At 58.2% G+C, this 12,318-nt stretch carries 10 protein-coding genes and 2 pseudogenes; all 12 read left to right on the top strand.

The annotated features are described in order from the left end of the window. Positions 1–204: pseudogene (gene nifH, locus SO140_RS28935) on the top strand (nitrogenase reductase); the annotation flags it as partial. 53 nt (positions 205–257) lie between these two features. After that, entirely contained in the window at positions 258–998 is a 741-nt protein-coding gene (locus SO140_RS28930; RefSeq protein ID WP_498543510.1) for a nitrogen fixation protein NifQ, read from the top strand. A 10-nt stretch (positions 999–1,008) separates the two neighbouring features. Then, positions 1,009–1,503: an iron response transcriptional regulator IrrA gene (gene irrA / locus SO140_RS28925; RefSeq protein WP_498543509.1), complete on the top strand. Its 495-nt coding sequence runs from the start codon at positions 1,009–1,011 to the stop codon at positions 1,501–1,503. 177 nt (positions 1,504–1,680) lie between these two features. Further along, positions 1,681–2,696, top strand: a pseudogene (locus SO140_RS28920) (hydroxymethylglutaryl-CoA lyase-like TIM-barrel protein). Between the two features lie 129 nt (positions 2,697–2,825). Continuing rightward, positions 2,826–3,152 carry a nitrogenase stabilizing/protective protein NifW gene (gene nifW / locus SO140_RS28915; RefSeq protein ID WP_498543508.1) on the top strand — a complete coding sequence of 109 codons (327 nt, stop codon included), beginning with the start codon at positions 2,826–2,828 and terminating at the stop codon, positions 3,150–3,152. Between the two features lie 676 nt (positions 3,153–3,828). Continuing rightward, positions 3,829–4,941 (top strand): electron transfer flavoprotein subunit alpha/FixB family protein, encoded by a 1,113-nt coding sequence (locus SO140_RS28910; protein WP_449383633.1) that lies wholly within the window; start codon positions 3,829–3,831, stop codon positions 4,939–4,941. A 12-nt stretch (positions 4,942–4,953) separates the two neighbouring features. Beyond that, positions 4,954–6,261, top strand: a complete 1,308-nt coding sequence (locus SO140_RS28905; protein WP_449383632.1) for an FAD-dependent monooxygenase — start codon at positions 4,954–4,956, stop codon at positions 6,259–6,261. Between the two features lie 35 nt (positions 6,262–6,296). Continuing rightward, complete coding sequence (locus SO140_RS28900; protein ID WP_458196615.1) at positions 6,297–6,593, top strand: ferredoxin family protein; 297 nt, start codon at positions 6,297–6,299, stop codon at positions 6,591–6,593. A 179-nt stretch (positions 6,594–6,772) separates the two neighbouring features. Further along, positions 6,773–7,585 carry a class I SAM-dependent methyltransferase gene (locus SO140_RS28895; protein WP_498543507.1) on the top strand — a complete coding sequence of 271 codons (813 nt, stop codon included), beginning with the start codon at positions 6,773–6,775 and terminating at the stop codon, positions 7,583–7,585. A gap of 189 nt (positions 7,586–7,774) precedes the next feature. Then, on the top strand, positions 7,775–8,023 hold the full coding sequence (locus tag SO140_RS28890; protein ID WP_498543506.1) for a hypothetical protein: 249 nt from the start codon (positions 7,775–7,777) through the stop codon (positions 8,021–8,023). A 929-nt stretch (positions 8,024–8,952) separates the two neighbouring features. Then, positions 8,953–9,450, top strand: a complete 498-nt coding sequence (locus SO140_RS28885; protein WP_498543505.1) for a hypothetical protein — start codon at positions 8,953–8,955, stop codon at positions 9,448–9,450. Between the two features lie 734 nt (positions 9,451–10,184). Continuing rightward, positions 10,185–11,510 (top strand): DUF3422 family protein, encoded by a 1,326-nt coding sequence (locus tag SO140_RS28880; RefSeq protein ID WP_498540532.1) that lies wholly within the window; start codon positions 10,185–10,187, stop codon positions 11,508–11,510. Positions 11,511–12,318: the final 808 nt, after the last annotated feature.

Raw genomic sequence — 12,318 nt, 5'->3', positions numbered from 1 at the left:
GAATATGCGCCGGACTCCAAGCAGGCGGACCACTATCGCAATCTCGCGACCAAGATCCATAACAATGGCGGCAAGGGAATCATCCCGACCCCGATCAGCATGGACGAGCTTGAGGACATGCTGATGGAGCACGGTATCATGAAGCCGATCGACGAAAGTCAGGTCGGCAAGACTGCTTCCGAGCTCGCCGCGCTGTCGGCGTAGCCCTTCGTACCGGCCTTCAAAGGGCCGGCATCATAATTGACAAGATCCAACCGATGGAGTTGTCCGTGATTGCAGCGCGAGCCGATCCAATCGATGCGATGTCAACTCTATCGCGGGAAACCCCTGCTGACAGACGGCATGCCGGAATTGAACTCTACCGCCTCCTTACTGGCTGCGATCCAGCAGACGCCGACATAAAGGATAACGACAATTTTGACCGGCATGTGCTCGCCTCAGTTCTTTGTGCCGCCGTGATGGATGGCGGCCCGCTTTCCGAACGTGCGGGCCTGACCGCGGAGGAGCTCAATGAACTCCTGATGCAATGTTTCCCATCCGTGCCCGCGCGGGCCATCATCTCGATGGAAAAGTCCGGTTCGATCTGTGACGAGGAGATGATCTTGGTCCGCGATCTCCTGCTCGGACAGCGATCGACCAAGGGTAAGATCAGTCGCTGGTTGGCGGCCATGATCGCGCGGCGTGTGATGGAGCCGAACCATTTATGGGAGGACCTCGGATTACGTGAACGGACTGAGTTGACGCGCTTGCTGACGCGCCATTTCGCGCCGCTGGCGATTCGGAACACCAAGAATATGCGCTGGAAGCGCTTCTTCTATCGCACGTTGTGCGAAAACGAAGGACTCTTGATGTGCACGACGCCTGTGTGTACGCAATGCAACGACTTCTACCTCTGTTTCGGTGAGGAGAGCGGCGAGAGCCGAATGGCGGGCCGCCGCCGCGACCATTTGCGCGGGGGCGGCGGTCATGTCGAAGCCGTTGATAATCCGCAGACGTGAGTAATCGACAATGCTCGCGCGCTCCGCCAACCGTCTCACAGATGCCCCAGAAGCAGCGCTCTCCGAAGCCTCGTGCGACGGCTTTGCCGAAAATTCCGCTGCAGTGTGCATGCGACGGTTGCTTGACGCAGGCCTGCGCGCGACGCGCCGGCGCGTGCTGTTGGCTCAGTTACTCTTCGCAAGCAGCGACCGGCACGTCACCGCTGAGATACTATTCAACGAGGCGATCGCAGCCAACATTAAACTCTCGATTGCGACCGTATACAACACACTCAACCGGTTCACACAAGTTGGCTTGTTGCGCCGGATCAAGCCCGACAGCTCAAGGACATTCTTTGACACTGATACCAGGACACATGCGCATTTCTATCTCGTCGGCGAAGACATTTTGATGGATATCCCCGAAAAGCTCGTGCTCGCGCAGATGCCAGAGACCGTGCCGGACCACGAGATTTCCCGCATCGACATCATCGTCCACATCCGCCGTAGGTTAGTCGACGCCTGACATGTCAGATCTGCGACATCGTCGTATTTGCGACAATTTCAGTCGCGGCGCAGAAGCGCCTCAATCTAAGCGGTCTGCGTCATTCATCGCGCTGGCACAGCTGTTGCTCAGATTTAGCTGGAAAGGCGGAACGCGCGCATGACCTTCGGTGGAACAGATCTGTCTGGCAAGTCGCATATGAGGCAGATAGTCCTGAACGACACCACGTTACGCGACGGCGAGCAAGCTCCCGGCGTGGCTTTTACAACAGCGGAAAAGGTATCAATTGCGTCGGCGCTCTCAAAGGCCGGGATCACGGAGATCGAAGCCGGTACGCCGGCGATGGGCCATGAAGAAGTCAGCGCGATCCGCGCTATTGTCGAAGCCGGCCTGGCAGCCTCGATCATCGGCTGGTGCCGGATGAAATCTTCCGATGTCGACGCGGCAATCGAATCCGGCGTCTCAATGGTCAATGTTTCGATCCCATGCTCCGACGTGCAGATAGCTGCCAAGCTCGGCAGCGGCCGGGTCGCCGCGCTCGAGCAGGTGAAGCGGGTCGTCGGCTATGCTCGAGATAGGGGGCTCGATGTCACGGTTGGAGGGGAAGACTCCTCGCGCGCCGACGTCAACTTTCTGGTTGAGCTGATCACCACCGCAAAAGGCGCCGGCGCCCGGCGCTTTCGCGTCGCCGATACGCTCAGCGTGCTGGATCCCGATGCAGCCTTTGCGTTGGTGGCGGCGCTGCGTGCCACCACCGACCTCGAGATCGAATTCCACGGTCACGACGATCTTGGCCTCGCGACCGCTAACACGCTCGCTGCAATCAAGGCCGGCGCAACGCACGCATCTGTCACCGTGATTGGCCTCGGCGAGCGCGCGGGCAATGCGCCTCTGGAGGAGATCGCTGTCGCGCTCAAGCAGCTCTATGGGCTGTCTCTTATACACACCTCTTGAAGGACCAGCGCAGCTATCAAGCGCTCGATCCGCGGCTGCTTGGTCGCTCTAATCGCTTTGTGATTGGTAAGCATTCAGGGCTCGCCGCTATCAACGCGCTGCTGTCCGAATTGCAGCTGTCGGTCAGCGCCGAGGAGAGCCGGGCGATCCTTGCCCGCGTGCGCAAGCATGCCGTCGAGCACAAGGGCGGTGTCGCGCGCGAGACTGTGATGGCGATCTGGCGCGAGGTCCGTGAGCACTCCCGGCTTGACGGAATGTGAGGCCAGCATGTCCCGAACAGCCGCCATCTCTGCATCGAACAGGTCGTTAAGGCGGCATGCCAACCTCACCGGGACGAGAAGCAGGCCGGGCCTTGCCCAACATTGCGCCATGGCAGATGGAGACGACTAATGACTGACGGAATCCTTTCGCAATTAAAAAAGACAGCCGCGGCCGAGGAACTCTTCGACCTGCTCGGCGTCAAGTACGATTCCAAAATCCTCAACGTGGCCAGGCTTCACATCCTGCAGCGCATGGGACAGTATCTCGCAGGCGAAGACTTGAGCGCTGCAACCGATGTAGCGGTCGCGGAACGGTGTAGAGCGGTGCTGGAACGAGCATATGCGGACTTCGTTGCCTCCTCTCCTATCGACCAACGCGTATTCAAGGTCCTGAAGGACGCCGTCGCACCACAGTCGAAGAAGGCGCCAACGTTCGTGCAACTTGACTTGAAGTGACATCACTTCACTTTACCCGGCTTTAAGGTTCGGTCCTGTTCGTCATCGTCCCGCCAGGAAGCGTAGATTCGGGATTTACTCGGAGAGCTTTGTGGTCATGAAGGTGCGATTTACGACGTCGGGCTAACATTCCTTCCCGTGACAGATGTCGATCTGTGGGATGACCAAAAGGGTGGACCTAGCGCCTCTGTTCGAATTCCGACGCGTGTCGCGGCAGCCATGTCGGCTGCGCTGTCGCAGTCAGACGAAGGTCATGCCACAGTTGTCGTAAACCTCTGTACTGACGCTAAAATTCGATCGCGCGCACAGTTGGTACGACACTTGCTGTCTCCATTCGCAGCCAAGCCTTGGAGAAGCGCATGCACATCGACGACTGCATCGAGCAAGTTCCCGTTTCCGCGCAGAGTCAAGTGCATCCTGTGAGCAACGCCATAATCCCTCGAAGGAATACGACCAACCGCCTAGACCTATTTGTGCCTCTGGAATGCGGCCTCCGCGGCTCGCAGCCTGCGCCAAACGCCTCGTTGGGCCGGCCCAGCGCAACAAGGTAGGACTAATCGAAGTTCGGCGAGCACCGGCCGAGGCGATTAGAGCGGCGCCCCTCGAGCGTGAGCAGAACCTGGAAGCCGATCTCGCGACGCTGGCGCACGGCTAGCAAAGCAAGGAAATCAATACCATGAGTACTACGCCAAAAACTCGCGCTCCGGCCGCCGCCTCTGGCCGCGCCGCGACCAAGAAGGAGTTGCCTGAGCGCTTTAAGGCCTACAAGCATGTCTGGGTCTTCGTCGAGCAGGAACGCGGAGTTGTGCACCCCGTGTCCTGGGAGCTCATGGGGGCCGGCCGCAAGCTCGCCGACAAGCTCAAGGTCGATCTCGCCGCAGTCATCATCGGTCCGGAAGGCGAGGCGACCCAGCAGGCGGCTGCTCAGTCCTTCTGCTATGGCGCCAACCTCGTGTACATGGTTGCCCACAATCTTTTGGCCGACTACCGCAACGAATCTTACACCAAGGCGCTGACCGATGTCGTTAACACCTACAAGCCGGAGATCCTGCTGTTGGGGGCCACTACGCTCGGCCGCGATCTCGCGGGCTCGGTTGCGACTACGCTGCTTACGGGACTTACCGCCGATTGCACAGAGCTCGATGTCGATGCCGACGGATCGCTCGCTGCGACGCGACCGACCTTCGGCGGCTCTTTGCTCTGCACGATCTATACACTGAACTACCGCCCGCAGATGGCAACGGTCCGCCCCCGTGTAATGCCGATGCCAAAGCGCGTCGCGCGCCCCGTCGGCCGGATCATCACCCATCCACTCGGCCTCGTCGAACACGACATCGTCACAAAGGTTCTCTCCTTCCTGCCGGACCGTAACTCAGCAAAATCGAATCTCGCTTATGCTGACGTGGTCGTTGCGGGGGGGCTTGGGCTCGGATCACCGGAGAATTTTCAACTGGTGCACCAACTCGCGACAGTACTTGGGGCCGAATACGGCAGTTCTCGACCGCTGGTGCAGAAGGGCTGGGTCACCTCCGATCGCCAGATCGGCCAGACCGGCAAGACGATTCGGCCGAAACTCTATGTTGCGGCCGGCATTTCGGGCGCGATCCAGCACCGTGTCGGCGTCGAGGGTTCCGACCTTATCGTCGCTATCAACACGGACAAGAATGCTCCGATCTTCGACTTTGCCCATATAGGGATAGTTACCGATGCCATCGATCTGTTGCCGCCGCTCACCGCCGCGTTCCGCGCACGGCTGTCGCCGCATTCCCGCGGCCGGATTGCAGGTTAAAGGAGCACGATCATGATCGAAGAAAAATTCGATGCCATCGTCGTTGGCGCGGGCATGGCCGGCAATGCGGCAGCGCTTACCATGGCGCAGCGTGGCATGAAGGTGCTGCAACTCGAACGCGGTGAGTATTCTGGCTCGAAGAACGTGCAGGGTGCGATTCTGTATGCCGACATGCTGGAAAAGCTGATCCCCGATTTCCGGGATGATGCTCCGCTTGAGCGACACTTGGTCGAACAGCGCTTCTGGATGATGGACGACCGCTCTCACACTGGTTTGCACTACCGCTCCGAGGACTTCAATGAGGAGAAGCCGAATCGCTACACCATCATCCGCGCTCAGTTCGACAAATGGTTCTCGCAAAAGGTTCGTGAAGCGGGCGCCACGGTACTATGCGAAACGACGGTCACGGAGCTTGCTCAAGATGCACAAGGCAATGTCATTGGCGTGCGGACCGATCGTCGCGACGGCGAGATCCATGCCGACGTCGTGGTGCTGGCGGAGGGCGTCAACGGCATGCTCGGTACACGCGCGGGCCTGCGCGAGCGGCCGAAGCCCGAAAAGGTCGCGCTCGCAGTCAAGGAAATGCACTTCCTGCCGCGAGAGACAATTGAGGCGCGCTTCAATCTCAAGGGCGACGAAGGCGCGGTGATCGAGGCCGTTGGCACGATTTCTCGTGGCATGACCGGCATGGGATTCATCTATGCCAACAAGGAGTGTATCTCGCTGGGTATCGGCTGCCTGGTCGCCGACTTCCAGCGCACCGGCGAGACGCCTTATGGCCTGCTCGATCATTTTAAGCGGCATCCTTCAGTCGCGCCGCTGATAGAAGGTTCTGAGGTGAAGGAATATTCCGCCCATCTGATCCCCGAGGGCGGCTTCAAGGCGATCCCGCAACTCTACGGCAAGGGGTGGGTCGTGGTCGGCGACGCCGCGCAGCTTAACAACACAATTCATCGCGAAGGATCTAATCTTGCGATGACCTCCGGTCGGATTGCGGCGGAAGCGATCCTTCAGATCAAGTCACGGAATCAACCGATGATCCCGCAGAATCTGGCGCTATACAAGACGATGCTCGATGAATCCTTCGTGATCAAGGATCTAAGGAAGTACAAGGATATGCCAGCGTTGATGCACACCCGATCGCAAAACTTCTTCCTGACCTATCCGCAGCTGGTCTCCAAGGCTATGCAAAACTTTCTGCGTGTCGACGGTACGCCTAAGGTCGAAAAGGAGAAACTTGCAGTCAAGTCGTTCACCAAGGCGCGTTCGCGGAGAGGTCTGTTCGGCGACGCCTTTCACCTCGTGCGCGCGTGGCGGTGAACGAAAACGACAGTGTCAACGACGGAGACCAAATGATGTCGATCGAGCTATCCATGCGTGTCGAGGACAAACTATTCTACAACCGCTATCTCGTTGATACCGGCCGACCCCACATCAAGGTGCGGCCGCATGCCAAGCCATCGCCGCAGCTCCTGTCAATGCTCAAGGCCTGCCCAGCACGCTGCTACGACCTTAACGAACAGCGCCAAGTTGAGATTACCGTCGATGGCTGCATCGAATGCGGAACTTGCCGGATCATCTGCGAGGAGAACGGCGATATTGAATGGAGCTATCCGCGAGGTGGCTACGGCGTGCTGTTCAAATTTGGCTAAGTCAAAACGCCGAGGCGTGCTTGGCGATTTCCAGCAAGCGAAGTTCCCCGCGCTCTCGAGGTGCTTCCGGGGACTGCCCGGCTATGACGAGAGAATGATCGGGCCTCCGGGCGAATGGGAAGGGCCGAGGGAACCTGCGCACGATCAGAGTAGACCCATTTCAACCGCATAGGACCTAGATGAAGACCGAACATCTCGCCCCCTACGTGCTGAAGGGAGGAGAAGCAGGGCTGGCGCGACTTGCAGTGATCGCCCGCGTGCTGGCTGAGCCAACACGGTTACTGCTCGATCAATCTGAACCGCTCGAGGGGTGCATAGCCGTCGATGCAGGCTGCGGCGGCGGCGATGTAGCTTTCGAATTGGCAAAGAGGGTTGGCCGAGCCGGTCATGTCATCGGTTTGGACTTCGACGAGGACAAAATCGTCATGGCGCGAGGAGAGGCGAGGCGGCGCGGCATCCCCAATGTCGAATTCTGCTGCTCAAATGTCGCACGTCATTGGCCAGTACGCGGCGTGTCCTTGGTGAGCGTGCGGTTCGTGCTCACCCATCTCGTCGATCCTGGAGAGGCGCTGAAACAAGCTTACGCGGCACTCCGACCTGGAGGCATGATCGTCGTACAGGATATCGATTGTGACGGCGAGTTCTGCGATCCACCGTCAGCTGCATTTCGGCGCAAGGGCGAACTCTTCATTGCGGCGGTGCGGAGGCGGGGCGGAGATCCCTTGATCGGCCGCAGTCTCGTCCGTCTCCTGGAAGCGGCTGGCTTCTCTGACGTTCACTCCTCAATGACTCAGCCATGCGGGCGCAATGGTGACGTCAAACGAGTCCCATTGCTGACTTTCGTGGCAATTCGCGATGCGCTGATGAAGTTGGGGCTCACCAGCATCCAGGAGATCGGCGCCATCGAGAGTGAACTCGAAGCGTTTCTCGTTCGGCCCGACACAACCGTCGGGTTGCCACGCATTTTCCACGCCTGGGGCCGAAAGCGGTGAAGCTTTGGTCTGCCGCTTTTTATCAACTCAAACTGGTTCCGCGATTGTTCGGCAGCGGGTGACGGTAGGTCCCACTGGGCTAATCTTACCTGCGTCGAGCGGACGAGCGACGCGTAACGAACGCAGGCGCTACGTATCTCGCGAATAGCCTTTTTCTTTTCATCGAACGAAGTACGCAAGGATAAAGGTGTGACGACGATGATCGAGGAGGAGTTTGCCGCCATGCGCAGTCATCGTAACCGCATTCACCGCTATCGCCGTTTACTTGAAAATCATCCAGGTGATCGTGAGCGACAATATCTCGAACAACGTTTATCCGAAGAGTGTTCTGCTTTCGATGCCTTAGTGGCGGCTAGCTTTCCTCTCACTTTTAGGATCTCGCACCTGATTGGTCTGGAGCCGTCCGTTTCAGCCACATCAAAGAGCGCTGGCCTATGACCAGAGCCCCTGATTTCGGGGGCTCCTCAACGCCCTCGAGATGGCGTTCGCCATGCCAGCGCGCGCATATGCTGCAAGCCATACCGTTGTGGCGTTCGCGTTCGTTAGCTGTCGCCTTTCGCAAGGAAGGCGCAACGCAGTAGGCTATCCGTCTGGCACTGAGTACCAAGCTACGACCATGTGGCATGTGTCCGGCGCACGAATAATCAGGCGTGCCGCCCCACATCGTCAAACCCTGTATGCGAAGTACGAATCTTCCTTGTAGTCGAATATGCGAGCTTCGCGACGCTTATTTGTTACCGAAAAGCAGGATGACGTGTCGTGATCAAAGCCGCTGTACGCGCCGGAGCCGTTCGGCATGAGCGCGAAATGCGATCCCTCACCGTGGTGGTGTACGTTCGCTAACTCGCCACTGACATAACAATGGCCGATGTAGTCATATCCCCAAACCCTATTGTCCCTTACGGAGACGCTGATCCTATAGGCGTGGGTCTCGTATTCGTACACCCTGGTGACAAGGCGTCCGAGACTATGAGCCAGGGCGACAGCTGCTGCAGCCGCCCGAATACGCGGTTTCACGCCGCCTCCTTGCTAATTGATCTGGGAAACTTGAGCGAGGGGCCGATAGTGAGCCCGCAGACGCGCCGACCCCCTCCATATGATCTGCTGATTGTGTGCCTCACGAAGCAAGCAGTATGCCGAACTTGGGCTGAAGCGACCGCAGGCGCCCCCGTCCGAGGGCCGGTTTGTAAGGATCTAGCGTCCGAGTCATCTTGCGTCGAGACCATCGACGCCTTCGCGATAACCTCCAGATGCGAGCCGCCGAGTCGTCAAATGCGAGGAGATGAGCCTCTCCGAAGAGGGCTTGAATCGGACGTTGCGTCAGGTTGTACGTAGCGGCTAAAATTCGTTCCAGAAGCGGTAACCAGATGACACAGCGCTTTCTTGTCACCATACTATGTTCCGTATTCGGCTTGATTGGGATGAGCGGAGCTGCGCTCGCGGACACAATCGGCCGCTACGACTGCAATATCGTCGCCACAGCTCGAGAGCCGGTGGGTGATCGCAATGAACACGACATCGTCAGCTTTCAGTATACGTGTCGCGGCGTGGATGGGCTATTCAAGGACGCTATCGCGACCATGATATCCATCGCTGAGTCTGATAATGAGGAGGGAACCTATTTGGCGTCTTTCGGACTTCATCGCTCGACCGACGGCTTTGCAGCTGAGCAACTCCTGGACGGCATCGGCGACATTGTCATGGAGGACGGCAAAGTCGTGGGGCTCGAAGCGTACGGTAAGACGACATTTAAGTTCGCATCCGGTACCTTGGAGAGTCTTGCGGAGAAGACCGTCAAGTTCACAACAAAGCCTACCGGAGTGGGTCGATTTGAGCTGAAGTTCACAGAGTTTCTCGGCAAGTGAAGTTATCGCCGTCCGCTCCGAAATCCAGCTTTAGCAAGATCTCGCTGACCTTATCCTCCTGGTGAGGTAAGCTTGTCGACCCTGAAGGTTTACGGTCCTGAATCGCCATACGACAAATCCGCGTGAAGCGCAGCGCGTTGAGCGATGTGAGTGAGGCACCTGGTAATCCCGATGTTGACTGTCTACCACAGGATTTGTGCGTTTCTGCTGGTGATGCAGTGCGCTTGCCGATGGTCGTCGGCGAAGCCGCTAACTCGCTGGTTCAGCAAGTTGACGATCGTGACGCAATTCTGCGAACATCATATGGAAGAGATACTTAGGTCGGCGTAGGTGCACGGCGCTCATATTCCGCGTGACCTTTAAGACATCAAGATGGTCGTGACCGTGTTCAGCTCTTCGACCGATTGCTTGGGTGACACAGCTCCAAAACATCCCGCGTGTGGCTGTCCGACGCTGAACGTGCGATCTCATTAATTCACGGTCGCCAGACGTTGCGTTGGCCCGCAAAGGTCACACGCGTGTTCGTCTGTATTTCACTGGCCCAAATCCTGCACTGCACAAATGCGAAATGCCGCGGCCTGCGCAACGGAGGCGCATTTGAGTCTCGATCCGCCAAAACGACCGTGTGGTGGCGGCTTCACTGCTGGCGAACACCGGTGGCGCTTGCGCGCGGGCGCACCCGGTTTCTGGCGCCGGTCGTGCCGACCGCGGTGATGCGGACTCTGGAGATCTCGATGGTCAATCAATTGGATTTGGCGTCGTTCAAGCTGCACCCTGAGCGGGAGGCTGTGCTCGGCGAAGTGCATGCGCGCCCGTTTACGGGTCTCGTTTCGTCTCTCGGCATGGTCCGCTTCGTGTTTCTAGCAAAGGGGGACGATGCCGCAGGCGATCGCCGCCGGTTTGTCGATTTCTGTCGGGAGCACAAGGTACCCCCGCCGGAGCCGTCCGCGAAACATCATCAGATCGGGTTCGGGCCAGTGGTGCTAAGGTGGGAGCAGCATTCGGAATTTGCGACTTTCACATGGATATGGAGTACCGCGAACAGTTCAGCCGTTCGTGAATTTGGTGACATCCCTAGAAGCGTTCAATCACTGATCCGCGCACTATCGCAGACTGGAGAATTGCTCGCCGCGATCAAGTTAGAGGCAGAGCGGGGGACTTGTCCGACCGAGCGCGCCGAGCAGATTTTTGACAAAAGTAGCCTGGCGATGGTGAACGTCAAAGGCGGAGCAGGCGTTGTGGCCTCGGACTTTCGCGCTGACGACAAAGGTTTCACGAGAATTCTAGTCTACGATCTAGGCTTGACGCCGCACGATCTCGGCGCGCTAGTGCAACGTCTTCTAGAAATCGAAACCTACCGCTCGCTAGCGCTGCTTGGTCTGTCGACCGCGCTAGAGCTGGCGCCGTCGGTCGATCGCATCGATCGCCGTCTCGTCGAAGTGCTCGAGGAGATGCAGGGTGCCGAAGGGCTGAAAGTCAACAACCATCTACTTGAGGAACTGACGGCGTTAGCCGTATCCTTCGAACGGGACGTCGCCGGAAGTCTGACCCGTTTCGGTGCCAGCAGAGCATATAATGAGCTGGTGCAATCGCGCCTGTCGATTGTTGAAGGCAAGGACGTCGCGGACTATCCGACATGGTCGTCCTTCCTGGGACGTCGTATGGCGCCTGCGATACGAACCTGTGCGACCATGGAAGAGCGTCAGGCCAATCTATCGGACAAGCTGGCTCGCGCTGCCGATCTCTTGCGAACGCGCGTCGACGTCGAAATCGAGCAACAGAATCGCGATCTGTTGCACTCGATCAACGAGCGTACGAGACAGCAACTTCGGCTGCAGTCCACGGTCGAAGGCTTGTCAGTTGGGGCGATCGGATACTATGTGGTCAGCCTGTTTGCCTATCTCGCCAAGGGCGCGCAGGATGTCGGACTGCATGTAGAGCCCGCGTCCGTGACCGCGGCCTTCGTGCCGATTGCCGTCGGCGTGATCTGGCTCGTCAGTTACAATATTCGAAAGCGGCACCTCAAGCCCGACGACGCATCGTCCAGAGGAGGCAAGTAAGCTTTCATGGCAAAGCGCATCGACACAAAATCTCGCTGTGCGCGTGAGGCGCGCCAAAGGGCGTGTTTCAATCTCGCGTTGGCGCCCGTGTGGCGCGCCTTTGCGTAGTCTGCAGTTGTGAAAGTCGATTATTCGGCGAGCTTCGGCCGGTAGCATGAGATACCTTTTCTCTTATCGGCGAGGCAACGGCAGACGATCGCCTGCAGGAGTTCTCGATTTCGGACTCAACTTGATTAGATCGGATAGCTCGGCCTCGCGGATCCATGGCGGTCCAACAAGTCCCTCTCGCGGGTCAACATCTAGCAAGTTTATTCCCGAGCTGTCCCGAGCGGTGCCGCTTAATAAGGTCGGCGTTTGCACGGCTTCGCGGGAGTGAGGCCTGCCAGAGCCCTCATGGTCGCCGGGGCCGCGGGCCTAGCTATCCGCCGGCTTGGTAATACCTCGCCGGACGACGACGGAATCAATGGGATTGATCGCAGTTGCCCCCTATCGAATCAACGCCGGATGACGACCATAGGCCGCGCGAGGCGGCGTAGGTCGATGCGTATCAAGCTTCTGCATGTGTATATCGATAATGACCGAGGAAGAACATAGCTCATCGCGCAGCGGCAGTTGCGCGGTCGCCGACGAGTATTGTCATGAACATGACGACGTTCTGTATTGTCCTGGATACGACAGGTCGACGAAGCAGTCAGACAGCGGCGGCTGTTGTTCTGTAGGAGCGCGGCAACTTCGAGCGGTTCATCTCCTCCGCGTTCACTCTATCAGACGGAGCGATGTTCGTTTTGTTACTGAATTGTCCAAGAAC

The organism is Bradyrhizobium sp. UFLA05-108 (genome assembly GCF_059803455.1).
This window is presented reverse-complemented; position numbering and strand designations above follow the sequence as displayed.